General features: G+C 64.0%; 24 protein-coding genes and 1 other RNA gene. 13 read left to right on the top strand and 12 right to left on the bottom strand.

The window, feature by feature from the left end:
- The first annotated feature begins 8 nt into the window (after positions 1–8).
- The 5 genes from EXZ48_RS01735 (at position 9) to EXZ48_RS01755 (ending at position 5018) form a co-directional block, all read left to right on the top strand.
- The gene (locus EXZ48_RS01735) at positions 9–662 is read left to right on the top strand and encodes a thiamine phosphate synthase (protein ID WP_023514875.1); all 654 of its coding nucleotides are present in this window, start codon (positions 9–11) and stop codon (positions 660–662) included.
- Positions 663–671: 9 nt separating this feature from the next.
- Positions 672–1814 (top strand): tetratricopeptide repeat protein, encoded by a 1143-nt coding sequence (locus EXZ48_RS01740; RefSeq protein ID WP_130514113.1) that lies wholly within the window; start codon positions 672–674, stop codon positions 1812–1814.
- 180 nt (positions 1815–1994) lie between these two features.
- The gene (locus tag EXZ48_RS01745) at positions 1995–2795 is read left to right on the top strand and encodes an inositol monophosphatase family protein (protein WP_130514114.1); all 801 of its coding nucleotides are present in this window, start codon (positions 1995–1997) and stop codon (positions 2793–2795) included.
- Between the two features lie 109 nt (positions 2796–2904).
- Positions 2905–3984, top strand: a complete 1080-nt coding sequence (locus EXZ48_RS01750; RefSeq protein WP_050746158.1) for a MotA/TolQ/ExbB proton channel family protein — start codon at positions 2905–2907, stop codon at positions 3982–3984.
- A 2-nt stretch (positions 3985–3986) separates the two neighbouring features.
- On the top strand, positions 3987–5018 hold the full coding sequence (locus EXZ48_RS01755; protein ID WP_023514879.1) for a peptidoglycan -binding protein: 1032 nt from the start codon (positions 3987–3989) through the stop codon (positions 5016–5018).
- Positions 5019–5058: 40 nt separating this feature from the next.
- Here the strand turns inward: EXZ48_RS01755 and EXZ48_RS01760 are convergent, their stop codons facing one another.
- Both EXZ48_RS01760 and EXZ48_RS01765 read right to left on the bottom strand, forming a co-directional pair.
- A complete protein-coding gene (locus EXZ48_RS01760) occupies positions 5059–6018 on the bottom strand; it encodes a Bug family tripartite tricarboxylate transporter substrate binding protein (protein WP_371687634.1) in 960 nt (319 codons plus the stop codon).
- A gap of 109 nt (positions 6019–6127) precedes the next feature.
- Complete coding sequence (locus tag EXZ48_RS01765) at positions 6128–7951, bottom strand: ABC transporter transmembrane domain-containing protein (RefSeq protein ID WP_024271179.1); 1824 nt, start codon at positions 7949–7951, stop codon at positions 6128–6130.
- Positions 7952–8141: 190 nt separating this feature from the next.
- Here EXZ48_RS01765 and rpmE point away from each other — a divergent pair, with 190 nt between their 5' ends.
- Entirely contained in the window at positions 8142–8363 is a 222-nt protein-coding gene (rpmE, locus tag EXZ48_RS01770) for a 50S ribosomal protein L31 (RefSeq protein ID WP_023516320.1), read from the top strand.
- A 151-nt stretch (positions 8364–8514) separates the two neighbouring features.
- On the opposite strand, the gene EXZ48_RS01775 is transcribed toward rpmE, so the two are convergent.
- The 3 genes from EXZ48_RS01775 to EXZ48_RS01785 form a co-directional block, all read right to left on the bottom strand.
- Positions 8515–9033 carry a DUF1465 family protein gene (locus tag EXZ48_RS01775; protein ID WP_023516321.1) on the bottom strand — a complete coding sequence of 173 codons (519 nt, stop codon included), beginning with the start codon at positions 9031–9033 and terminating at the stop codon, positions 8515–8517.
- 378 nt (positions 9034–9411) lie between these two features.
- Positions 9412–9600, bottom strand: a complete 189-nt coding sequence (locus tag EXZ48_RS01780) for a DUF1192 domain-containing protein (RefSeq protein ID WP_050746156.1) — start codon at positions 9598–9600, stop codon at positions 9412–9414.
- Positions 9597–10874: an MFS transporter gene (locus EXZ48_RS01785; RefSeq protein WP_130514116.1), complete on the bottom strand. Its 1278-nt coding sequence runs from the start codon at positions 10872–10874 to the stop codon at positions 9597–9599. The genes EXZ48_RS01780 and EXZ48_RS01785 overlap by 4 nt, the downstream gene beginning before the upstream one ends.
- Positions 10875–11026: 152 nt before the next feature.
- Between EXZ48_RS01785 and EXZ48_RS34735 the strand changes: the two genes are divergently transcribed.
- Positions 11027–11182 carry a hypothetical protein gene (locus EXZ48_RS34735; RefSeq protein WP_024271176.1) on the top strand — a complete coding sequence of 52 codons (156 nt, stop codon included), beginning with the start codon at positions 11027–11029 and terminating at the stop codon, positions 11180–11182.
- 329 nt (positions 11183–11511) lie between these two features.
- Here EXZ48_RS34735 and pgk read toward each other — a convergent pair whose 3' ends face one another.
- From pgk to tkt, 3 genes are all read right to left on the bottom strand, one after another.
- The gene (gene pgk / locus EXZ48_RS01790) at positions 11512–12711 is read right to left on the bottom strand and encodes a phosphoglycerate kinase (RefSeq protein WP_130514117.1); all 1200 of its coding nucleotides are present in this window, start codon (positions 12709–12711) and stop codon (positions 11512–11514) included.
- A gap of 77 nt (positions 12712–12788) precedes the next feature.
- Positions 12789–13790 carry a type I glyceraldehyde-3-phosphate dehydrogenase gene (gene gap / locus EXZ48_RS01795; protein ID WP_023514642.1) on the bottom strand — a complete coding sequence of 334 codons (1002 nt, stop codon included), beginning with the start codon at positions 13788–13790 and terminating at the stop codon, positions 12789–12791.
- 65 nt (positions 13791–13855) lie between these two features.
- Positions 13856–15838: a transketolase gene (gene tkt, locus EXZ48_RS01800; RefSeq protein WP_023514643.1), complete on the bottom strand. Its 1983-nt coding sequence runs from the start codon at positions 15836–15838 to the stop codon at positions 13856–13858.
- A gap of 329 nt (positions 15839–16167) precedes the next feature.
- Here tkt and EXZ48_RS01805 point away from each other — a divergent pair, with 329 nt between their 5' ends.
- The 3 genes from EXZ48_RS01805 to ssrS all read left to right on the top strand — a co-directional run bounded on the left by EXZ48_RS01805 (position 16168) and on the right by ssrS (position 17040).
- On the top strand, positions 16168–16440 hold the full coding sequence (locus EXZ48_RS01805; protein ID WP_037408596.1) for a DUF4164 domain-containing protein: 273 nt from the start codon (positions 16168–16170) through the stop codon (positions 16438–16440).
- A gap of 18 nt (positions 16441–16458) precedes the next feature.
- Positions 16459–16830: a cell division protein ZapA gene (locus EXZ48_RS01810; protein ID WP_023514645.1), complete on the top strand. Its 372-nt coding sequence runs from the start codon at positions 16459–16461 to the stop codon at positions 16828–16830.
- Between the two features lie 51 nt (positions 16831–16881).
- Positions 16882–17040: non-coding RNA, 6S RNA (gene ssrS / locus EXZ48_RS01815), on the top strand.
- A 3-nt stretch (positions 17041–17043) separates the two neighbouring features.
- Here the strand turns inward: ssrS and EXZ48_RS01820 are convergent.
- Both EXZ48_RS01820 and tal read right to left on the bottom strand, forming a co-directional pair.
- Positions 17044–17445, bottom strand: a complete 402-nt coding sequence (locus tag EXZ48_RS01820; protein WP_130514118.1) for a hypothetical protein — start codon at positions 17443–17445, stop codon at positions 17044–17046.
- A gap of 150 nt (positions 17446–17595) precedes the next feature.
- Positions 17596–18558 carry a transaldolase gene (gene tal / locus EXZ48_RS01825; protein ID WP_130514119.1) on the bottom strand — a complete coding sequence of 321 codons (963 nt, stop codon included), beginning with the start codon at positions 18556–18558 and terminating at the stop codon, positions 17596–17598.
- A gap of 289 nt (positions 18559–18847) precedes the next feature.
- On the opposite strand from tal, the gene EXZ48_RS01830 reads away from it, so the two are divergent.
- Entirely contained in the window at positions 18848–19834 is a 987-nt protein-coding gene (locus tag EXZ48_RS01830; RefSeq protein WP_023512195.1) for a sugar-binding transcriptional regulator, read from the top strand.
- Between the two features lie 53 nt (positions 19835–19887).
- Here the strand turns inward: EXZ48_RS01830 and EXZ48_RS01835 are convergent, their stop codons facing one another.
- Positions 19888–20109, bottom strand: a complete 222-nt coding sequence (locus EXZ48_RS01835; RefSeq protein ID WP_023512194.1) for an ATP-dependent transcriptional regulator — start codon at positions 20107–20109, stop codon at positions 19888–19890.
- 193 nt (positions 20110–20302) lie between these two features.
- On the opposite strand from EXZ48_RS01835, the gene EXZ48_RS01840 reads away from it, so the two are divergent.
- Together EXZ48_RS01840 and EXZ48_RS01845 are read left to right on the top strand one after the other, a co-directional pair.
- Positions 20303–20887, top strand: a complete 585-nt coding sequence (locus EXZ48_RS01840) for a 5-formyltetrahydrofolate cyclo-ligase (RefSeq protein WP_130514120.1) — start codon at positions 20303–20305, stop codon at positions 20885–20887.
- A 9-nt stretch (positions 20888–20896) separates the two neighbouring features.
- On the top strand, positions 20897–21721 hold the full coding sequence (locus tag EXZ48_RS01845; RefSeq protein WP_023512192.1) for a YmdB family metallophosphoesterase: 825 nt from the start codon (positions 20897–20899) through the stop codon (positions 21719–21721).
- Positions 21722–21741: 20 nt separating this feature from the next.
- On the opposite strand, the gene EXZ48_RS01850 is transcribed toward EXZ48_RS01845, so the two are convergent.
- Positions 21742–22278 carry a pyridoxamine 5'-phosphate oxidase family protein gene (locus tag EXZ48_RS01850; RefSeq protein ID WP_130514121.1) on the bottom strand — a complete coding sequence of 179 codons (537 nt, stop codon included), beginning with the start codon at positions 22276–22278 and terminating at the stop codon, positions 21742–21744.
- Positions 22279–22331 lie beyond the last annotated feature (53 nt).

Raw genomic sequence — 22331 nt, forward strand, 5'->3', positions numbered from 1 at the left:
GTTCATCCATGTCCGATGCCGAACCCCGCTGCCGTCTGGTGCTGATCCTCCCCGAGGGCGAGGACCTTGCCGCCCGCGCCGCGATGCTGGAGGGCGCACTGAAGGGCGGCGACGTCGCCTCGGTGATCCTGCCGCAATACGGGCTGGACGACGGCCAGTTCCAGAAACATGCCGAAACCCTGGTTCCAATCATCCAGCAGGCAGGCGCTGCAGCGCTCGTTGCCGGCGATACCCGCGTTGCTGGCCGCGCGAAAGCCGACGGCATTCACATCACCGGCGGGCTCGAGGCGCTCGGCGAGGCCGTCGAGAAGTTCACGCCGAAACTTATCGTCGGCGGCGGCAACGCGACCGATCGGCACAAGGCACTGGAGATCGGCGAGGTGCAGCCCGACTACATCTTCTTCGGCAAGATCGGCGGCGACATCAAGCCGGAGGCGCACCCGAAGAACCTTGCGCTTGCCGAATGGTGGGCCTCGATGGTGGAGATTCCCTGCATCGTGCTCGGCGGTACGGATCCGCAGTCCGCGCTTGCTGCGGCCGAGACGGGTGCGGAATTTGTGGCGCTCGACCGGGCGGTTTTCGCCGATCCGGCGCAGGCGCCGCATGTGGTTGCCGCCGTCAATGCGCTTCTTGACGAAAAAGCGCCACGGTTTGAGCAATAGTAGGCGCGCATGATCAGGGCCGTTCTCATCCAAGCTTGCCGTATCGCGCCGGTGGCGTTTCTCGCCGCGGGTGTCGTCGTGGCCATTCCCGCCCTTGCGGAAACGGCGAAGAAGGGACCGTCCGTCACGGCCGGCAGTGCTGAGGTCGCCAAGGATCCGGCGACCGACGTTGAGCCGGTATCTGTCGATGACGCGTCTGCTGCGAAGACGGACAAGCAGACGGAAAAGCCGGCCGATGGCCCTTCGACCGGCCTCTCGGTGCTCGACCGCATGGGGGCGGACCTGCCGGCGTTGCCGGCGGAAAAACCCTTTACCGGGAAGATCGACGAGGCGTATGGCGCTTTCCAGCGCGGCCGCTACCTGACGGCGATGGAGCTGGCCCTGCCGCGCGCGCAGCTCGGCGATCCGGCAGCCCAGACGCTGGTGGCCGAGGTCCTCGATCGCGGCCTCGGCGTCAAGCGCAACCGCGAACAGGCCATGTTCTGGTATGAGCAGGCGGCAGGCGGCGGCGATCCGACCGGCATGTTCAAATATGCCATCCTCTTGATGGAGCGCTCGGGCTCGAGGGAAGACCGCACCAGGGCGGACGAGCTGATGAAGAAATCGGCCGAGCTTGGCAATGCCTCCGCCCAGTTCAACTATGCACAGGTGCTGGTGGCCGATTCTCCGGGAGAAAAGGGCCTGCGCGCCGCGTTGCCCTACTATGAAAAATCCGCCGAGCAGGGCATTGCCGATGCGCAATATGCCGTTTCGCAGATTTATATCGGCCTGAAGGATCTGCCGGAGGAGAAGACCAGGCGTGCCCGTGAGTGGCTGCTGCGCGCGGCGCGCGCCGGCTTCGATACGGCCCAGCTCGATCTTGGCATGTGGCTGGTTAACGGCACGGGCGGCGAGCGTGACTACGAGGCCGGCTTCAAGTGGCTGAAGCGGGCGGCCGGCGGCGGCAATGCCGTGGCCCAGAGCAAGCTCGCCCAGCTCTATATCCATGCCATCGGCACGAAGGCCGATCCGGTCGAGGCAGGCAAGTGGTTCGTTCTGGCGCGCCGCGCCGGGCTCAACGATCCCTCGCTCGAGGACTTCTATCTCGGCCTCAGCGACACACAACAGAAGGCCGCAGTCGACGCGGCAAACAAGTACCGGTCCGGCTCCTGAGGCCGTCCCGTTTACCCTTTGCAGCATCAGGCCCCCTGCATTGCAGCCGTTGCAGGGGGCGAAGGCTTGAAACTTCGGGGGATTTGTGGTTTTGAGGCCACATATTCCGGTCACGGCGTGCTTTCGCGCCGCGGCTCTGCCGTTTCGAAGCGCCGGACATTCCCGAAGGATTATTTCTACATGGCTCGTTCAGCTCTTCTCAACGTCATGGTTCAGGCCGCCTTCAAGGCCGGCAAGTCGCTCGCGCGCGACTTCGGCGAGGTGCAGAACCTGCAGGTCTCGCTCAAGGGCCCGGGCGACTATGTCTCGCAGGCCGACCGAAAGGCGGAGAAGCTGATCCGTGAAGACCTGATGAAGGCCCGTCCGACCTACAGTTTCCTTGGCGAGGAATCGGAAGAGATCGCCGGCACCGACGGGGCACATCGCTGGATCGTCGATCCGCTCGACGGCACGACCAACTTCCTGCACGGCATTCCCGCCTTCGCCATTTCGATCGCGCTCGAGCGCAACGGCGAGATCGTTGCTGCCGTGGTGCTGAACCCGGCGACGGATGAACTCTTCACCGCCGAGCGTGGCGGCGGCGCCTTCCTCAACGATCGGCGCCTGCGCGTTGCGGCCCGTAAGAACCTGTCGGATGCGGTCATCGGCTGCGGCGTGCCGCATCTCGGCCGCGGCAACCATGGCAAGTTCCTTATCGAGCTGCGCCACGTGATGGGTGAAGTCGCCGGCATGCGTCGTCTCGGCTCTGCCGCGCTCGACCTTGCCTATGTCGCCGCGGGCCGTTTCGACGGCTTCTGGGAACGCGATCTGGCGCCGTGGGATCTGGCGGCTGGTATTCTCCTGATTCGCGAAGCCGGCGGCTATGCAACCGATCTGACGGGCGGCAGCGCCATGCTCGACACGGGTACGATCATCGCGGGCAACGAATATATCCACAAGGCGCTGAGCGAAGTCGTGCATCGCCCGGTGCCGACCCGCTAAGACCCGCAATTGGGCGGCGCATTCCGCGCCGCTGTTGCCGCTAAGCCCTTCAATTCGGCGCAATCTTCCTCTAGTCTCCCGCCCGACAAGGAAGCGGAGAGACGACGACATGGCGAAGCTTGGGCTGTCGGGTTGGGGAGGGTCGCCCGAGACCGGGGAAGATTATCCCCACAAACTCTCAAGCCCCATGGCCTTCTTCTGGACGATGGTGATCTTCCTCATCATCGTCGGCTTCGTGGCCGCCATCCTCTTCCGCCAGGCGCAATCGGCCTTCCTCAGCAACCCCGGCCTGAACGGCCTTATTCTCGGCGTTCTGCTGATCGGCATCCTGTTGGTCTTCAACCATGTGCTGGCGCTGCGGCCGGAGGTGCGCTGGTTCAATTCGTTCCGCGCGGCCGGCAGCGCCGAGAAGGTCGGGCGCGATCCCGTCCTGCTTGCGCCGATGCGTGCTTTGATCGGTCGGCGTCATTCGGTGGCGCTCTCGACCACGGCGTTGCGGTCGATCCTTGATTCCATCGCCACGCGCCTCGACGAATCGCGCGACACCTCCCGCTACCTGATCGGCCTTCTCGTCTTCCTCGGCCTGCTCGGCACCTTCTGGGGATTGCTCGGAACGATCGGCTCGATCAGCGCCGTCATCCAGTCACTCGATGCCGGTGCCGGTACGGCGAACGACATTCTCAATGCGCTGAAGGAAGGCCTTTCCGCGCCGCTCGAAGGCATGGGAACGGCTTTCTCCACCTCGCTTTTCGGCCTCTCCGGCTCGCTGATTCTCGGCTTCCTCGACCTTCAGGCCGGCCGCGCACAGAACCGCTTTTATACGGAGCTCGAAAACTGGCTTTCGTCCGTCACCGATGTCGGCTCGGAGCTGCAGCCGGTGGTCGACATGGCGGCCAACTCCTCCACCGACGTGCAGGCGCTGGCCCAGCAGATCCTCAAGCTGGCGCAGGAGGGCGGGCCCGGGCGTTCGACCGCTGCCATGGCCAGCCTTGCCGAAGGTATCCAGGGCCTCGTCAAGAACATGCGCAGCGAGCAGCAGATGTTGCGCGACTGGATCGAGGCACAGCAGGAGGAAGCGAAAGCGCTGCGCCGCACGCTCGACCGGCTTGCCGCACGCAGCGGCGAGAAGACCGTCGAGCGCCTGCCGGAGCGCACGACGGAAAAGGTGCATAAGGCCGGGGGCGAATAAGGATGGCGCTCGCCCGCAATCGGCGCAGCCAGCGCACGGTCGATTACTGGCCGGGCTTCGTTGACGCGCTGTCGACGCTGCTGCTCGCCATCATGTTCCTGCTCACGGTCTTCGTGCTGGCGCAGTTCTTCCTCAGCCGCGAAATCTCCGGCAAGGACGACGTGCTCAACCGGCTGACCAGCCAGATCAACGAGCTGACCCAGCTTCTGGCGTTGGAAAAGAGCGGCAAGCAGGACCTCGAGGATGCGCTAGCCAATCTCCAGGCCTCGCTTGCCCAGTCGGAGAGTGACCGTACCCGCCTGCAGCAACTGCTCGACAGTGGCGCCGGGGTTTCGGATGCCGCCAATGCGCGGGTCACGACGCTGGAGGGCGAACTCGATTCGGAAAAGCAGGTGAGCGCCCGGGCCATGAGCCAGATCGAGCTGCTCAACCAGCAGATCGCGGCGCTGCGCAGCCAGATTGCCGCCGTCGAGGAGGCGCTGCAGGCCTCCGAAGCCAAGGACAAGTCGTCGCAGACGAAGATCGCCGATCTCGGCCGCCGCCTGAATGTCGCGCTGGCGCAGCGCGTGCAGGAGCTCAACCGCTACCGTTCCGATTTCTTCGGGCGCCTGCGTGAAATCCTTTCCGACCGGGAAAACATCCGCATCGTCGGCGACCGCTTCGTCTTCCAGTCGGAAGTGCTGTTCCCCTCTGGCGGCAACGACCTCAACGAGGCGGGGCAGGCGGAAATGAGCAAGCTTGCCACCGCGCTGCTCGATCTTGCTCGCGAGATCCCCTCGGAGATCAACTGGGTGCTGCGCGTCGACGGGCACACGGACAATGTGCCGCTGTCGGGCACGGGCCGCTACCGCGACAACTGGGAGCTTTCTTCCGCCCGCGCGACGTCGGTTGTCAAGTTCCTGATCTCCAGGGGCGTTCCGGCCAACCGGCTTGTTGCGGCCGGTTTCGGCGAGTTCCAGCCGATCGCCGAAGGCAGCGATGATGCGGCGCGGGCAACCAACCGTCGCATCGAACTGAAACTCACCGAACGCTGAAGCAATCCCGCCGAAGCGGAATTGCTTTGGACAGGCAGCGTCAGTCCATCTGGATGTTGGCGCCCTCGACAACCGGCTTCCACTTGGCAAGCTCGGCGGTGACGTGCTTGCCGAGTTCTTCCGGCGTCGAACCGACGATGGTGGCGCTGAACTCCTTCATGCGCTCGGCGACGGCCGGATCCTTCAGCGCCGCGTTGGCGGCCTCGTTGAGCTTGGTGACGACCTCGTTTGGCGTGCCGGCCGGGGCGAAGAGCGCGTTCCAGGTATAGGTCTCGTAGCCGGGAATGCCCGCTTCGGCGATCGTCGGCACGTCGGGGAACGAAGCGGCGCGCTCCTTCGTGGTGACGGCGAGCGCCCGCAGCGTACCAGCCTTGATGTGGCCGGAGGAAGACGGCAGGTTGTCGAACATGATCGGGATCTGGTTGCCGATCACGTCGTTCAGTGCCGGGCCGGAGCCCTTGTAGGGCACATGCTGCATGCTGACGCCGGCCATCGATTTGAAGAGCTCTCCAGAAAGGTGCAGCGGCGTGCCATTGCCGGAGGAGGCATAGCTGTACCCTTCCGGATCGGCCTTCAGCAGGGCCAGCAGTTCCTCGACATTCTTGGCCGGCAGCTCCGGATTCACCACCAGGACATTCGGCACGATGACCAGCAAGGAGACCGGCGCGAAGTCCTTTTCCGCATCGTAGGGCTTGGTCTTGAGGATCAGCGGGTTCAGTGCATGGGTGGCGACGGTCGCCATCAGGATCGTGTAGCCATCGGGTTCGGCGCGCGCCACACGGTCGGCCCCCAGGCTGCCGCCCGCGCCGCCGACATTTTCCACGATGATCTGCTGGCCGAGGATGTCGCCCATCTTCTGCGCGATGATGCGCGCGACGACATCCGTCGAGCCGCCGGCGGCGAAGGGCACGACAAGCGTGACGGTCCTGTCGGGAAACTGCTGGGCGCTGGCGGGCTGGCCGAGTGCCAGCGATGCAAGCACGGTGGTGCCGAGGGCCATGAGGGTCCGGCGGGTGAGCGTCGAAAATGTCACGTGGTTTCCTCCCGAGGTGACGTGAAGTCCGCCACCTCAGGATAGGGCGCCCAGCCCGTCAGGCAAGGGGCCGCATTCAGCCGGTTGCGCGGTCTTCTCCAAGGAACGCCTGACCACCGTGATCGAACTGCAGGCGGGCGAGGCGGGCGTAGAGGCCGTCCTGCCTTATGAGTGACTGGTGGGTGCCTTCCTCGACGATACGGCCGGCCTCCATGACGAGGATGCGGTCGGCCTTCAGAACGGTCGCGAGACGATGAGCAATGACGATCGTCGTGCGCTTGCCCATCTGGCCGTCGAGGGCCTTCTGGACGAGCGTTTCGCTTTCCGCGTCGAGCGCGGAGGTCGCCTCGTCGAGCAGCAGCAGCGGGGCGTCCTTGAGGATGGCCCGGGCGATGGCGATGCGCTGGCGTTGGCCGCCGGACAGCGTCACGCCGCGCTCGCCCACCATGGTGTCATAGCCCTTGTCGAGCCGTGCGATGAATTCTTCCGCCTGTGCGGCCCTTGCTGCGGCCTGCACGGCCTCGTCGCTCACGCCGGTCATGCCGAAGGCGATGTTGTCGCGGATCGTCGCAGCAAAAATGGTGACGTCCTGCGGCACCAGCGCGATACGGCGCCGCAGCTCTTCCGGATCGGCGGCGCGAAGGTCGACGCCGTCGAGAAGCACGGTGCCGGTATCGGGATCGTAGAAGCGCAGCACCAGCGAGAGGATCGTGCTCTTGCCGGCGCCGGAGGGGCCGACGATGGCCACGGTCTCGCCCTGCCTTACTGCAAAGTCCAAGCCGTTGATGCTGCGATAGCCGGGGCGGGCGGGATAGGAGAAATGCACATCGCGGAAGGTGAGCTCGCCGCGGGCGGGCAGCGGCAGGGCCACGGGGTTCGCGGGCGCGGTGATGGCGGGCGGCTCGGCCAGAAGTTCGGTGAGACGCTCGGCAGCGCCGGCAGCCTGCGAAAGCTCGCCCCAGACTTCCGACAGTGCGCCGAGGCTGCCGGCGGCAAAGACCGCATAGAGCAGGAACTGGCCGAGCGTGCCGGCCGAAAGCGTGCCCGCCAGCACGTCGCGGGCGCCGAACCAGAGCACGGCAACGACAGAGCCAAAGATCATGGCGATGGCAAAGCCGGTCAGCAGCGAGCGGGCGCGGATGGCGGAGCGTGCGGCGCCATAGGCCTGCTCGACAGCACCGAAGAAGCGGGCGCGGGCGGCGTCTTCCGCGTTGAAGGCCTGGAGCGTGCGGGTGGCGCCGATCGCCTCGCCGGCATAGGCGGAGGCCGCGGCCAGCGTGTCCTGCGCCTCGCGCGAGCGGCGGCGCACCGAGCGGCCGAAGGCGACGAGCGGGAAGACGATCACCGGAATGGCGGCGATGACGAGGCTGGAGAGTTTCGGGCTGGTATAGACCATCATGGCGATGGCGCCGAAACAGAGGATGAGGTTGCGCAGCGCGACGGAAGCGGTGGCGCCGACGGCGGATTTGATCTGTGTCGTGTCGGCGGTCAGTCGCGAGACGATCTCGCCGGACTGGTTGACGTCGAAGAAGGCGGGCGAAAGCCTCGTCACATGGGAAAAGACGTCGCGGCGCAGGTCCGCCACGATGCGTTCGCCGAGCGTGATGACGAAGTAATAGCGCATGGCGCTCGCCAGCGCGAGCAGGCCGGCCAGCGCGAAGAGCATCATGAAATAGGTGTTGATGAAGCCGGCATCGGCGCCGGAGAAGCCGTGGTCGATCATACGGCGGACGGCGAGCGGCAGGATGAGCGTGGTGACGGCGGCCATTACGAGGGCCACCAGCGCCCCGGCGACGAGGCCGCGATAACGGCCGATATAGGGAGCAAGCCTGCCCAGCGGACGAATGTTGCGGCGCGCCGATTTTTCCTGTGCGCCCTGCTCTTTGTCTGTGGACACCATACCCCCGTTTCCAGCGCCTTCCGGCACGAATTGTCTTTCGGCTCTTGTTATCCAGACGGCCTTCCTGTATAGGCTCGCCATCGAATTGGGAAGCCGTAGGTCCGACCGACCGCGGCTTCATTTACGTCTTTGGCCCCGCTGTCGCAATCCGTTGCGACAATTGGCCCCCGGAACAGGCAGGAAAGTTGTCATGAAGGCTGATATCCATCCCGCATACCACACCATCAAGGTTGTGATGACCGACGGCACCGAGTACGAAACCCGCTCGACCTGGGGTTCGGAAGGCGCAACGATGAACCTCGAAATCGACCCGAAGTCGCACCCGGCCTGGACCGGCGGCAACCAGCAGCTCATGGACCGCGGCGGCCGCGTCTCCAAGTTCAAGAAGCGCTTCGAAGGCCTCGGCCTCTAATCCGCCTGCTTCGGACGAATTTGAAAAACCCGGCTTCGGCCGGGTTTTTTGCGTTTTGGGAGGAGATGATCCCGGCGGGCAGGCGAGGGCGGTCCGTGCAACAAAAAACCCGGCCTGAGCCGGGTCTCCATCGTCACGTCTGGCCTGTCGCTCAGTTGTTGCCGAAGGCCGTCTGCAGCAGGTTGATCTGGGCCTGCACGCTGTTCTGGTTGTCGGGTGCGAAGGTCTGGACCTCCTGCGGGCGATAGATCTCGCGGTCGAGCAGGGCGATGCGGTTCTGCAGGCGCAGCGAGCGCTCGATGAGGTCGCGGAAGGCTTCCGGCAGGTCGTTCCAGCCGGGTGCGGTCTTGTCGACGTTGAAGCTGTCGAGGCGGACCTTGTTCTTTTCCGAAAGCACCTGGTCGCGGCTCATCTCGCCATTGTTGACGGCGCGCTGCAGGAGCAGCCAGGAGGCCATCTGCATCAGGCGGGTGGTGAGGCGCATCGACTCTGCCGCATAAAGCACGGAGGCCATGCGGGGCAGCACCTTGGAAGCCTGGCGGCCGACGCCGTCGAGATAGCTCGCGGTCTCCTCGACCAGACCCATGCCTTCGGCGTACAGGGACTTGAATTGCGCCGACGACGCAACGTGGCCAGCGAAGCTGACGGTATTCAATCCTCTTTCGGACATGGTTTCATCCCTGTTGAACGCATCACATGCAGGTAACGGAAGGTCGGCCCGTGGTGTTCCAATCGGCCGGTCTATGTCGTGAGGATGATCCCATAACCTAATTCGCGCAAGGGTATTCTTAAGAAAGGGTTAATCTCCACAATTCTTTCGGGACAGGTTCCTTTTGTGGGCGCGGCAGACAAAAAAAGAGCCGCGGAAAGCGGCTCTCAAGGTAAAACAGGGAGAAAAATCAGACCGAACCCCGAAGGGTGAAAATGTCTGAACCCGGAAGGACCGGATGTTCAAGTAATAACAGGGAAGGCTTAATGGCCGGTTAACTCTATTGCCGGTTTGCTTGTGTCTGTGCCTTTTCGGCAAGGCTGCGGCGGTCCGACGCGCCTACCGGAACAGGTTTTCCGCGGCCGATCGGCTGGCGCCCTTCTTCAGCTTTTCGGCCTCCAGCCGTTCGATTTCCGCGCGCAGCAGGTCGATGCGGGCGGAAAGCTCGTCGACGGACAGCAGCGCGAGGTCGCTGCCGATCTCGTGAGCGATCTTCCTTGCCGGGCGGTCGTCTTCGAAAAAGCTCATGCGGGTCGCTCCTCCTGTTGCTCGTCGGCGGCCTGCGGCTGGGCGAGGGCGCGCGGCGAAAGCTGAAGGCTTTCCGGCGTGGTGAGCGTGCCGGGATTGAGGGTTGTGTAGTTCTCGCGCATCTCGGCCGGCTTTGCGGCGCGGCGCCGGCTGCGGAAGATGGCGTAGGCGGTGATCAGGATATGCGCCCAGCAGGTGACCATGAAGAGCGCATAGGGGCCGACCGCCGACATGATCGGGCCGCCGATCGTCGGGCCGATGATCGTGCCGACGCCATAGAGCAGCAGAAGGCCGCCGGAGACCTTGACGAAGTCTTCCGGGCTGGCAAAGTCGTTGGCGTGCGAGACGGCGATCGGGTAGAGCGCGTTCGCCATGGCGCCATAGAGCGCCGTCAGCACCAGAAGCATGGTGACCGAGGCGGGCTGGAAGACGAAGAGCGACAGACCCGCAGCAGCGGCGATGGCGGACAGCGCCGCGAGCACGATGCGCCGGTCGACGCGGTCGGACAGGCGGCCGGCGGGCAGCTGCATCACGGCGCCGGCGAAGATGGCGACACTCATCATGATGGCGATCGTGCTGGGCGAGAGGCCGGCATTGGCGCCGAAGACCGCGCCGAGCGTGCCGAAGGCGCCGTTGGCGATGCCGATCAGCACGATGCCGACGCTGGCGACCGGCGAGGTGCGGTAGAGCGCGGGGATGTCGAGCCTGACCTGCTTCAGCGGCTGCGGCGAGGCGGCTGTGGAGAGCGTCGTCGGCAGCATGGCAAGGCAATAGAGGATACCGGCGAACATGAAGAGCAGGGGCGTCGTCACGTCGCCCAGCGCCACGGTCATCTGGCCGCCGACGGTGCCGACGAGGGTGATGGCGATGTAGAGCGAGAAGATCAGGCCGCGACTTTCATTGGTTGCGCGCTCGTTCAGCCAGCTTTCGATGATCATCGAGGTGCCGGCGATCGAGAAGCCGGTGACGGCGCGCAGCGCGATCCACCAGAACGGATCGACCAGCATGCCCGTCAGAAGCGCGATGATGGCGATCAGCGAGGCGAAACCGGAAAAGGCACGGACATGGCCGATGCGCTTGACGACGGTCGGGGCGAGAAGGCAGCCAAGAACGAAACCCGAGGCCCAGGACGTACCCAGCAGGCCGAGCATCGTCGTCTCATACCCTTCGAAGGCGCCGCGCATCGGCAGAAGCAGGCCGTGCAGGCCGTTCCCGAGAAAGAGGAACAGCGTGCCCATGAAAAGCGCGAAGACGGATATGAGGTTTTTTCGCATGAGGTTTTCGTGAGTTTCGCCAATGGGTAAGGAATAGCGCACCTGTCCGCGATTGCCAGATGCAAAGCACGTGGGCGTACGAATTTCAGGTCTCGTGCTGATCGCTTGGAAAAGTGTCTGAGGTGTGACAGGAAGGGGGGAGAAAGGCCGTCATGTCGAAAATCCTTCCCGCCCTGCTGCTTGCCGTCATGCTGCTGCATCTCATCCGGCCTCTCGGCCTGCCGGGGCTGAAACGCCGTGCGGATTTCTGGAAGATCGCCGTCGTCGCCATCGCCCTGATGATGCTGACCGTGCTGGTCCGTCCGTAAGACAAGGCTGTTGCCAGAAAGGCCCGGCGGATCGAGATCAAAGGACCGCAAACCACTCCTTTGTTGCGGTTCAGCGCGGCAGCGCCGTCTCGGAAACGCAAAAGGGCCACCTGAAGGTGGCCCCCATGAGGTTTGGTCCGGCGTGGACCCGGGTCTTTGGACCCGAAGGAAGGCGTGATCAGAACGAGGGCTGCCTCGTTGCGTTCACCACAATTCCCATGCCCGAAGCCAAGACCGAAATCTCATTAGACATTGGATCACCTTCCTTTCTGAACGTTGACGATGTCAGGAATGTAGGCGATCCAGCGCCAAGCGCAAGGGCTTTGGCATTATTTCTGTTGGCGCAGGATATCGACGCCCGGCAGCGGCTTGCCTTCCATCCATTCGAGGAAGGCGCCGCCGGCGGTCGAGACATAGGTGAAATCGTCGGCAACGCCGGCATGGTTGAGGGCCGCGACTGTATCACCACCACCAGCGACAGAGACGAGTGCGCCTTCCTTTGTGCGTGCGGCGGCATGTTTGGCGGCAGCCACCGTCGCGGTGTCGAAGGGCGCGATTTCGAAGGCGCCGAGCGGGCCGTTCCAGACGAGCGTCGAAGCGCGCGAGATCCAGGCGTTGACTGCCTCGATCGTCTTCGGACCGACATCGAGCATCATGGCGTCGGCCGGAATGGCGCTGACATCGACCACTTCGTTCTCGGCATTGGCCTTGAACTCGCGGGCGACGACACCGTCTTCCGGCAGAACGATGGCGCAGGTTGCGGTCGCAGCCTCGATCATGATCTGCTTGGCGGTATCGGCAAGGTCATGCTCGCAGAGCGACTTGCCGACATTGGTGCCCCGGGCGGCGAGGAATGTGTTCGCCATACCACCGCCGATGACCAGTGCATCGACCTTCTTCACAAGGTTCATGAGGAGGTCGATCTTGGTGGAGACCTTGGCGCCGCCGACGATGGCGACGACAGGGCGGGCCGGATTGCCGAGGCCCTTTTCCAGCGCTTCCAGCTCGGCCTGCATGGTGCGGCCGGCATAGGCGGGCAGCAGATGCGCAAGGCCCTCGGTTGAGGAATGGGCGCGATGGGCGGCGGAGAAGGCGTCGTTGACGTAGATGTCGCCACTGGCAGCCAGAGCCGCGGTGAAGTCCGGGCTGTTCTTCTCCTCACCCTTGTGGAAACGGGTGTTTTCGAGAAGCAGGATATCGCCGTTCGCCAGGGCGGCGATGGCGGTGGCGGCCGGCTCGCCGATGCAATCGGCGGCAAAGCCGACCTTTCTGCCGAGAACGTCGTTGACGGCGGGCAGGATCTGCTCAAGCGACATGTCGGCGACGACCTCACCCTTCGGGCGGCCGAAATGGGCGAGCAGGATGACCTTCGCGCCCTTTTCCGAGAGTTCGCGGATGGTCGGGGCGACGCGTTCGATGCGGGTTGCATCGGTGACCTTGCCGTCCTTGACGGGCACGTTGAGATCGACGCGGACGAGCACGCGCTTGCCGGCGATATCGGTGAGGTTGTCGAGGGTCTTGAAGGTCATGCGGCCGCTCCGGAAGTCTGGTGTCTGGTCGTGAAAAAACACCCGGGCATCGCTACCCGGGTGTTTTGCGTTTCTGCTTAGATCAGCTTGCCGAGGGCAACGGCCGTGTCGGACATGCGGTTCGAGAAGCCCCACTCGTTGTCGTACCAGGACAGGATACGCACGAGGTTGCCGTCGAGGACCTTGGTCTGGTCGGCAGCGAAGTTCGAGGAATGGCTGTCGTGGTTGAAGTCGATCGAGACGAGCGGGCCGGTGACGTAGTCGAGGATGCCCTTCAGTTCGCCTTCGGCGGCGGCCTTAATGGCGGCGTTGACTTCGTCAGCCGTGACGTTGCGCGACGGCACGAACTTCAGGTCGACGACCGAGACGTTCGGGGTCGGTACGCGGATCGCCGAGCCGTCGAGCTTGCCGGCGAGCTGCGGCAGAACGAGGCCGACGGCCTTGGCGGCACCCGTCGAGGTCGGGATCATGGACAGGGCTGCGGCGCGGGCGCGGTACAGGTCCTTGTGCATGGTGTCGAGCGTCGGCTGGTCACCCGTGTAGGAGTGGATCGTCGTCATGTAGCCCTTCTCGATGCCGAAGGCCTTGTCGAGAATATAGGCGACGGGCGCCAGGCAGTTCGTCGTGCAGGACGCGTTCGAGATGACGAGGTCGTCTTTCGTCAGCGTGTTGTGGTTGACGCCGTAGACGATCGTCTTGTCGGCATTGTCGCACGGTGCGGAGACGATGACGCGCTTGGAGCCGTTGGCGAGATGCGCGCCAGCCTTTTCCTTCGTCGTGAACAGGCCGGTGCATTCCAGCGCGATATCGACGTCGCCCCAGGGCAGTTCCTTCGGATCACGGATCGCGGTAACGCGGATCGGGCCGCGGCCGACGTCGATGGTGTCGCCGGAAACGGTAACGGTGCCCGGGAACTTGCCGTGCACGGAATCGTAACGAACGAGATGCGCGTTGGTCTCGACCGGGCCGAGGTCGTTGACGGCAACGACTTCGATGTCGGTGCGGCCGGATTCGACGATTGCGCGCAGAACGTTACGGCCGATGCGGCCAAAGCCGTTGATGGCAACTTTCACAGTCATGTGGGGTCTCTCCCTATCAATAAACGTTTGGCGGGGGAGGGCGCGACAGGTCGCGCCCTACGCACTCAGGCGAGCTTGGCTTCCGCGGCGGCGACAACGGCCTCCGGCGTGATGCCGAAGTGCTTGTAAAGGTCCTTGTAGGGACCGGATGCGCCGAAGGAGGACATGCCGACGAAGAGGCCGTCCGAACCGATGAAGTGATCCCAGCCCTGGCGGATGCCGGCCTCGATGGCGATCTTGACCGGCGAATTGCCGATGACCGCCTGCTGGTAGGCTTCCGGCTGCTCGGCGAAGAGCTCGAAGCAGGGAACCGAGACGACGCGGGTCGAAACGCCCTTGGCCGACAGCGCCTGCTGCGCCTTGACCGCGATCTCGATTTCCGAACCGGAGGCAAAGAGCGTCACCTGGGCATCGCTGGCCGAGACGAGATCATAGGCGCCGCGGGCGCAGAGGTTTTCTTCCTCGTACTCCAGACGGACCGGCATCAGGTTCTGGCGGGTCAGCGCGATGGCGGACGGGCGGTTGTGGCTTTCGAGGGCAAGCTGCCAGCACTCGGCCGTTTCCGTGGCATCGGCCGGGCGGAAGACGAGCAGGTTCGGGATGGCGCGCAGGGCCGCCATGTGCTCGACCGGCTGGTGCGTCGGGCCGTCTTCGCCAAGGCCGATGGAATCGTGCGTCAGGACGTGGATGACGCGGATGCCCATCAGGGCGGCAAGGCGGATCGAGGGACGGCAGTAGTCCGAGAAGATCAGGAAGCCGCCGGAATACGGGATGAGGCCGCCATGCAGCGCCATGCCGTTCATGGCTGCCGCCATGCCGTGCTCGCGCACACCGTAGTGGATGTAGCGGCCGGAGAAGTCTGTCGGGGTGATCGACTTGGTCTGGCTCGTCTTGGTGTTGTTCGAGCCGGTGAGGTCGGCCGAGCCGCCGATCGTTTCGTTGAGAACGCCGTTGATGACCTCGAGCGCGTCTTCCGAAGCCTTTCGGGTCGCCGGGTTCGGCTTGGTTTCGGCAAGTTTCTTCTTGTAGGCGGAGATGGCCGAATCCAGGCTGCTCTCGAGATCGCCGGCAAAGCGGCGGACGAACTGCGCCTTCTTCTCGGCGTCCGTCTTTTCGAGGCGCGCGTCCCATTCCTTGTGGGTCTTGGCAGAGCGAAGGCCGGCAAGGCGCCAGGCGTCAAGCACGTCGGAAGGAACGACGAAGGCTTCCGATTCCCAGTTCAGTGCCTTGCGGGCGGCGGCGATTTCGTCCGCGCCGAGCGGCGAACCGTGCACCTTGTGCGTACCGGCCTTGTTCGGGGCGCCGAAGCCGATCGTCGTCTTGCAGGCGAGCATGGTCGGCTTGTCGGATTTCTGAGCCACTTCGATCGCCGCGGCGATCGCATCCGGATCATGACCGTCGACAGCGATCGTGTTCCAGCCGCTGGCGCGGAAGCGGGCGTGCTGGTCGGTCGAGTCGGCGATCGAGATCGGGCCGTCGATGGAGATGTTGTTGTCGTCCCAGAACACGATCAGCTTGTTCAGCTTCAGGTGGCCGGCGAGCGAGATTGCTTCCTGGCTGATCCCCTCCATGAGGCAGCCGTCACCTGCGAGAACGTAGGTATAGTGTTCGATGAGGTCGGAGCCGAACTCGTCGCGCAGCTTGCGCTCGGCAAGCGCCATGCCGACGGCATTGGCGATGCCCTGGCCGAGCGGACCGGTGGTCGTCTCGATGCCGGCGGCATGGCCGTATTCCGGGTGGCCGGCCGTCTTGGCGCCGAGCTGGCGGAAATTCTTGATCTCGTCGATCGTGATGTCCTCGTAGCCCGTCAAATAAAGCAGCGAGTAGAGGAGCATCGAGCCGTGGCCGGCCGACAGCACGAAACGGTCGCGGTTCGGCCAGGACGGGGTCTTCGGATCGAAGGAGAGAAAGCGGGTGAAAAGAACCGTTGCGATGTCTGCTGCGCCCATAGGCAGGCCGGGGTGACCCGAGTTCGCCTTTTCCACGGCATCCATGGAAAGGAAGCGAATTGCGTTCGCCATCCGGTCGTGTTTTTCGCGAGAGATCATGACTGTTCCGTATTCTTCGGGGTGTCAGGGCCGGTGCCGTTTCGGGCATCGGTTAGGAAGCGGGTGACACATAGCAGGTAAGCCGTCGGAGTCAACGAATTCGGCGGTTTTTCCGGCCTTTGCGGGGGGATTCCGGCGGCTTTTTTGCCGCGGCAACGGGGCTGTATCGGGCACCTTGCGCAACCCGCCGTGATGCTGATCCACAGCGGCTTTCCCGCCGCGATGGCCGTGCTGTTGACGCTCGTGCCCGCAGTTGAATACTGTCAATGGGAGAGAACCGGCGCTGGCGGCGGCGATTCGTGTTTTTTGAGAGTGCCGGTGAAGGCTTTATGACGAACGGGGAAACAGTCAGAGCGGCGATCGAGGAGCTTCGCAGAGCGATACTCAGCCTCGACAATGCGCTCGACATGCGCTTCGACCGCGAACGCGACCACGGTGAGGTCGAAGGCGAGGTGCGGCGTGTCAATGCCGATCGCTCGCGGCTCGCCCAGGAGCTCGACCAGTCCGAATTCCGTGCAAACCGCCTGGAGGAGGTCAACCGCGAGGTCTCCCGGCGGCTCGTCACGGCCATGGAAACCATCCGGGCCGTGCTCGATCGATAATCAGTCAGGAAATCCCGCATGGCACAGGTAACCGTACAGATCGATGGCAAGGCCTATCGCATGGCCTGCGAAGAGGGCCAGGAGGCGCATCTCGAAGAGCTCGCCTCCGGCTTCGATCAGTATGTCGGGCACCTGAAGAGCCAGTTCGGCGAGATCGGCGACCTGCGCCTGACCGTCATGGCCGGTATCATGGTCATGGACGAGCTCAACGACGTCAAGCGCCGGCTGAGCAAGCTGGAAGCGGAGACGGAGGACCTGCGCAAGGGGCGAGAAGGCGTGATGAGCGAGGTCTCGCGCAGCGAAGACGCCATCGCCCAGGCGCTCGGTGAACTGACGAGCCAGATCCAGGGCATGGCGGCCAAACTCTCAGGCAAGCCGCCGGTCAACTGAACCTAAACAATTGCCACTGGCGAAGCGGCCGCTTTGCGCCTATATAGCGGAGGCGATCTGCGCTTCCCGACAGGAACCACAATCCCTGGGGCCATACTCGATCCAAAGGGAGCTGTCCCTGACCCGGCCCGTGGGCTTGGTCACACGGTGCCCACCTACGTTTGTAGGCACCCAGGATCGTAAATCTCCATCGGTCGTCGTGGATCGCACTTTTTAGATTTTCAAGCGTTCGATCCGCTTGAACAGACCGTTGATCGTGCGGTTTTCTCCGCGGATCGGCTCGATTTTCATCCTCATGAGAAGGTTGTCATCGGCATTGCGGCGGATGCGGATGTCGAAAGTCTTGCCGGAATAGGTTTTCCGCGTTCCCCGTTTCCAGAAGCCGGCGCCTCCCGCAGCGTCACGCCCGTTAGTCTCCGCGATTGCCGTCCAGTCGTTGTTGGCGATGATTTGCAGCGATGTGCCGGTCTGGCGAATGGTGATGCGGCAGCTCGGGCATTCGCCCGCATTCGAGGCGACCTGCTGCCATTCGCCATCGAAGGCGTCTTGCGCAGCCGCCGACGCGGCAAATCCCGCCATGCAAAACAGGGCCGTCGCCGCCAGAAAACGCTTCATGCCAAAATCCTTTCGCCGTTTCACCTCGATGTAATCTAGGCGTGTGGCAGCGGCTCCGCGAGCCCGACCAGGACGTTTGTCGCTCTATGGTTAAGGCGCAAAAAAGAAAGCCGCCCACTGGGCGGCTTTCATGGTCTTGGAGCGAACAGCTTACGCCGCCGCCTTCAGTTCCTTGTCGATCATGGCGCGGAGGCTCCCGAGATCCTTGGCGAAGGCGCGGATGCCTTCGGAGAGCTTTTCGGTGGCCATGGCGTCTTCGTTCAGCATCCAGCGGAAGGCCTTTTCGTCGAGCTTGACCGGCGAAACCTTGGCGACCTTTTCCGGCGAGAGCTTGCGCTCCAGCGTGCCTTCGGCCGCATCGAGTTCCTCGAGCAGGGCCGGGCTGATCGTCAGGCGGTCGCAGCCGGCCAGGGCTTCGATCTCGCCGGTGTTGCGGAAGGAGGCGCCCATGACGATCGTGTTGATGCCGTTCGACTTGTAGTAGTCGTAGATGGCGCGGACCGAGAGCACGCCCGGATCTTCTTCCGCCGTGAAGGTCTTGCCGGATGCCTTGACGTGCCAGTCGAGGATGCGGCCGACGAAGGGCGAGATGAGGAAGACGTCGGCATCGGCGCAGGCGATGGCCTGGGCCTTGTTGAAGAGCAGCGTCAGGTTGCAGTCGATACCGTCCTTCTGGAGGACTTCCGCGGCGCGGATGCCTTCCCAGGTGGAGGCGAGCTTGATGAGGATGCGGTCGCGGGCGATGCCGCGTGCCTCGTAGGCCTTGATGATCTCGCGGCCTTTGGCGATGGAGGCTTCGGTGTCGAACGAGAGATCGGCGTCGACTTCCGTCGAGACGCGGCCGGGCACGAGTTCGGCAAGGGCTGCACCGACGGAGATGGCGAGACGATCGGCCACGGCCGAGACGACGCCCTCGCGGTTGCCGCCCTGCGACTGGCCCCAGCGGATGGCCTCCGCTACGGTGTCGGCAAACATGGGCGTGCCGAGCGCCTTCAGGACGATCGTGGGGTTGGTGGTGCAATCGACCGGCTTCAGGCGGCGCACGGCATCGATGTCGCCGGTGTCTGCCACGACGGTCGTCATCGCGCGGAGTTGTTCAAGCTTGGACGTCATATCCGATATCCCGAATGGTTGTTGCTGGGCCGCGTTCGGCTCGAACGCCAGGCCCTCCTCCATGTTCCCTGTGAAAGCGCGCCCGGCAACTGTGCTTCCTGTTTCAGTCACCGCGCGGGCTGGCACAACCAATCTGCCGACGGAGTGCCGCCAGCCGATATGAGGCGGACTATCATCGTTTCCTCGGGAAAAAGTCAAGCACTTTTGATCAATCTTCTGAACATATGTCGCATTTTTCGTTTCCCGTGTTATGGTGCGCCCAGACATTGCAGACAAGGATGGAGGCGACGTGGCAAGGCTCCGGCGCGACACACACACGGCCTATTCGGAATCGGCGGCACTGCGCCTCCGGGCGGCCTGGCTCTATTACAACCAGGGCCTCACCCAGAAGGATGTGGCGGAAAAGATCGGCGTCAGCCGCACCACGGTCATCCGCATGCTGGATGAAGCGCTGAAGCGCTCGGAGGTGCAGATCTGGATCAACGAGGGTGTTGCCGATTGCGTCGAGCTCGCCGTGCGGCTGGAGAAGGCCTATGGGCTCGACGAGGCGGTGGTGGTGCCGGCGGCCGACAGCGCGGAGGCGACGGCCAAGGGCGTCGGTCTTGCACTCGGCCAGTTCCTGACGGAGGCGATTCCGGATGATTGCACCGTCGGCGTCGGCTGGGGGCGCACGCTCACCGCCTCGCTCGCCAGTTTTCGCCCGGTGCGGCGGGAGCGGGTGAAGGTCGTCTCGCTGCTCGGCGGCGTCGTCGAGGCGCACCACATCAACCCGATCGAATATACCTGGCGGCTTGCCAGCCAGCTCGGGGCGGAATGCTACCTGTTCCTGGCGCCGCTGCTCGTCGATTCGCGGGAAACCAAGCGCAGCCTCATTGAGAAATGCGGCCTGAAGACGTTGTTCGAACTGGCGGAGAACATGGATATCGCGGTCGTCAGCTGCGGCGACATCGGCCCGCGTTCCAGTTCGCTCTCGCGAGATTTCATTGCCCGGCACGAGCTGGAAGAGCTGATCGCGGCCGGCTGCGTCTGCGATACGATGTGCAATTTCCTCGATGCGGAGGGCCACACGATCGACCATCCGATCCGCCATCGGGTCATGTCGATCGATCTCGACACGGTGAAGAAAGCGCGCCACATCGTGCTCGTCTCGGGCGGGGCGCACCGCGCCCCGGCGATCCGTGCCACCATCCGCCGCGTCGGCTGCAACACGCTGATAACGGACGAGGGCGCGGCGCTTGCCATGCTGCGGCTGGCAGAGGCCTCGGCCGCTGCCTAGAGCATTTCCAGCCGAAGCGGGATCGGCTCGGCGTCGGACAACGCGGAAATGCTCTAGATCAGCCTGAGGCGGGCGGCACGGGTGATCGCGCCCGTGATGTTGCGGGCGCCGAGCTTTTCGATCGCGCTGTGCATGGCGTCCGTCACGCGCGCCATGGCGATGTCGGTTTCGAGCACGATATCGGCCGGCGTCCTGCCGTTGGCGGCAAGTTCGAGGCACCGCTTTTCGATCTCGGTCAGCTCGGGGAGGGGGGAAAGATCATTTTCCGAGGACATGCGCCCCGCTTAACCGCTGAAGCCTGCTGCCGAAAGCACAAGCTGTTCCAATGCTTAACGGGCCGGGGCGGTTTTTTACCTCTTTGTCCCGTTGCGGCACAGATTCTGCGACCTCCCGTCGTCGTAACGGGATGAGGATTTGCCTTCCGGCGCTGCTAGCTGATAAGCCACGGCAGCACGGCTGGAGACGACAGTGACACCCAAGGAACAGAAGGCGGCGATCCGCAACGAGCGACTGGCGCTGCGCGATGGAATGGCGCCCGAAGCGCGTATCGAAGGCAGTCTCGCCATGGTGGAGCTTGCGGGCGACCGTATCGAACTTGAACCCGGCACGGTCATCTCGGGCTTCTGGCCGATCCGCTCGGAGGCCGATATCCGCCCGCTGATGGCGCATCTTCGCACGCGCGGGGCGCGGCTTTGCCTACCCGTTGTGCTCGACCGGGAGACGATCATCTTCCGGGAGCTGGTCGTCGGTGCGCCCGTCATCAAGACCGGATTCGGCACGATCGGGCCGGGCCCGGAGGCGGCGGCACTGGATCCCGATATCCTTCTCGTGCCGCTCTCCGCCTTTGATCGGGCAGGCCACCGCATCGGCTATGGCGCCGGCCACTACGACCGGGCCATTGATCGCCTCAAGGCAAAAGGCCGTGTGCCGAGACTGATCGGCATTGCTTTCGATTGCCAGGAAGTGGCATCAGTACCCGCGGAGCCGCATGACGTCGCGCTGGACGCGATCCTCACCGAAAGCGGCCTTCGTTTGTTCCAACAGGTTTCGTAAGGTTCTTCGATGCGTTTTCTCTTTCTCGGCGACATGGTGGGCAAGACCGGGCGGACGGCCGTCTGGCAGCGCCTGCCGGGGCTGATCAGTGATCTCAAGCTGGATTTCGTGGTCGTCAACGGGGAGAACGCGGCGGGCGGCTTTGGCATCACGGAAGACATCTTCCTTGAGACGATCAACGCCGGCGCCGACGTCGTGACGACCGGTAACCACGTCTGGGACCAGAAGGAGGCGGTGACCTTCGCCAGCCGGCACGACCAGTTCCTGCGCCCCGCCAACTACCCCGCCGGCACGCCCGGCCGCGGCGCGAACCTCTTCATCGCGCGGAACGGCGCGCGCGTGCTGGTCGCCAACATCATGGGCCGGGTCTTCATGCACCCCGAACTCGACGACCCCTTCACCGCCGGCGAGACGATCCTCGCCTCCTGCCCGCTCGGCGAGCAGGCCGATGCCGTGATCTTCGATTTCCATGCGGAGGCGACCAGCGAGAAGCAGTGCTTTGGCCACTTCGTCGATGGTCGTGCCAGCGTCGTCGTCGGCACGCACACCCATGTGCCGACCGCCGATTGCCAGATCCTCAATGGCGGCACCGGCTATATGTCGGATGCCGGCATGTGCGGCGACTACGATTCCTCCCTCGGCATGGAGAAGGAGGAGCCGCTCAACCGCTTCATCTCCAAAATGCCGAAAGGCCGCTTCGAGGCGGCGTCCGGCCCGGCGACCATCTGCGGCCTGGCGGTCGAGATTTCCGACCGCACCGGCCTTGCCGAAAAGATCGCCCCGCTTCGCCTCGGCCCGCGCCTTGCCGAAACGCTGCCGGATTTCTGGGCCTGATCTCGAACGCCGGCCGAACCTCAGATCATGTGGCGCAGGTGATCGGCCGAGCCGTTTGAAAAGTTGAGATGCGCCTTCACGCCGACGTCGGGTTCCTCGTCGGGGTTGAAGTTGGCCTTGGCGATTTCCCAGCCGAATTTCAGCTTGCTGCCGGTCGAGGCCCAGACTTCCGCGTCCTCGATTTCCAGCGCCAGCAGGGTGAGTTTCGGATCGTTCTTGCCGTGGTCGAACCACGCCTCGACGACGGAACTCCAGTATTCGTCGATCTTGATGGGATCCTTGCGTACGGAAATCCGGCCTGCAAGGCAGGCATGGTAGTCGTGGTCCTTGCCGACGACGCAGAAATGGGCGCGCGTGCCGGGCGAAATGGCCTCGACGATCTCGGCGTCGGTCTTGGTGAAGAACCAGATCGTCGCGCTCTGGCGGTCGAGCTGCGGGGCCATCGGCTGCATCTGCATATGGCTGCCGTCGACGCCCAGCATGCCGGCATGGATCCTGTCGATCTCGTCGAAAAGCTGTTCCTTCGGGTTCTCGCGTGCCTTGGTGAGGTTGGACATGGCTGCTCCTCGCAATCGTTGGATTGATGGATGGAGAACGTGAGGCGGCGTGC

The organism is Shinella sp. JR1-6, from assembly GCF_004284735.1.
In the GTDB taxonomy this organism is placed as follows: Bacteria; Pseudomonadota; Alphaproteobacteria; order Rhizobiales; family Rhizobiaceae; genus Shinella.

What these genes read in the sequence shown, in the direction of transcription:
- EXZ48_RS01735 (WP_023514875.1), top strand. Translation starts at nt 9, where the DNA reads ATGTCCGATGCCGAACCCCGCTGCCGTCTGGTGCTGATCCTCCCCGAG.
- EXZ48_RS01740 (WP_130514113.1), top strand. Translation starts at nt 672, where the DNA reads ATGATCAGGGCCGTTCTCATCCAAGCTTGCCGTATCGCGCCGGTGGCG.
- EXZ48_RS01745 (WP_130514114.1), top strand. Translation starts at nt 1,995, where the DNA reads ATGGCTCGTTCAGCTCTTCTCAACGTCATGGTTCAGGCCGCCTTCAAG.
- EXZ48_RS01750 (WP_050746158.1), top strand. Translation starts at nt 2,905, where the DNA reads ATGGCGAAGCTTGGGCTGTCGGGTTGGGGAGGGTCGCCCGAGACCGGG.
- EXZ48_RS01755 (WP_023514879.1), top strand. Translation starts at nt 3,987, where the DNA reads ATGGCGCTCGCCCGCAATCGGCGCAGCCAGCGCACGGTCGATTACTGG.
- EXZ48_RS01760 (WP_371687634.1), bottom strand. Translation starts at nt 6,018, where the DNA reads ATGGCCCTCGGCACCACCGTGCTTGCATCGCTGGCACTCGGCCAGCCC.
- EXZ48_RS01765 (WP_024271179.1), bottom strand. Translation starts at nt 7,951, where the DNA reads ATGGTGTCCACAGACAAAGAGCAGGGCGCACAGGAAAAATCGGCGCGC.
- rpmE (WP_023516320.1), top strand. Translation starts at nt 8,142, where the DNA reads ATGAAGGCTGATATCCATCCCGCATACCACACCATCAAGGTTGTGATG.
- EXZ48_RS01775 (WP_023516321.1), bottom strand. Translation starts at nt 9,033, where the DNA reads ATGTCCGAAAGAGGATTGAATACCGTCAGCTTCGCTGGCCACGTTGCG.
- EXZ48_RS01780 (WP_050746156.1), bottom strand. Translation starts at nt 9,600, where the DNA reads ATGAGCTTTTTCGAAGACGACCGCCCGGCAAGGAAGATCGCTCACGAG.
- EXZ48_RS01785 (WP_130514116.1), bottom strand. Translation starts at nt 10,874, where the DNA reads ATGCGAAAAAACCTCATATCCGTCTTCGCGCTTTTCATGGGCACGCTG.
- EXZ48_RS34735 (WP_024271176.1), top strand. Translation starts at nt 11,027, where the DNA reads ATGTCGAAAATCCTTCCCGCCCTGCTGCTTGCCGTCATGCTGCTGCAT.
- pgk (WP_130514117.1), bottom strand. Translation starts at nt 12,711, where the DNA reads ATGACCTTCAAGACCCTCGACAACCTCACCGATATCGCCGGCAAGCGC.
- gap (WP_023514642.1), bottom strand. Translation starts at nt 13,790, where the DNA reads ATGACTGTGAAAGTTGCCATCAACGGCTTTGGCCGCATCGGCCGTAAC.
- tkt (WP_023514643.1), bottom strand. Translation starts at nt 15,838, where the DNA reads ATGATCTCTCGCGAAAAACACGACCGGATGGCGAACGCAATTCGCTTC.
- EXZ48_RS01805 (WP_037408596.1), top strand. Translation starts at nt 16,168, where the DNA reads ATGACGAACGGGGAAACAGTCAGAGCGGCGATCGAGGAGCTTCGCAGA.
- EXZ48_RS01810 (WP_023514645.1), top strand. Translation starts at nt 16,459, where the DNA reads ATGGCACAGGTAACCGTACAGATCGATGGCAAGGCCTATCGCATGGCC.
- EXZ48_RS01820 (WP_130514118.1), bottom strand. Translation starts at nt 17,445, where the DNA reads ATGAAGCGTTTTCTGGCGGCGACGGCCCTGTTTTGCATGGCGGGATTT.
- tal (WP_130514119.1), bottom strand. Translation starts at nt 18,558, where the DNA reads ATGACGTCCAAGCTTGAACAACTCCGCGCGATGACGACCGTCGTGGCA.
- EXZ48_RS01835 (WP_023512194.1), bottom strand. Translation starts at nt 20,109, where the DNA reads ATGTCCTCGGAAAATGATCTTTCCCCCCTCCCCGAGCTGACCGAGATC.
- EXZ48_RS01845 (WP_023512192.1), top strand. Translation starts at nt 20,897, where the DNA reads ATGCGTTTTCTCTTTCTCGGCGACATGGTGGGCAAGACCGGGCGGACG.
- EXZ48_RS01850 (WP_130514121.1), bottom strand. Translation starts at nt 22,278, where the DNA reads ATGTCCAACCTCACCAAGGCACGCGAGAACCCGAAGGAACAGCTTTTC.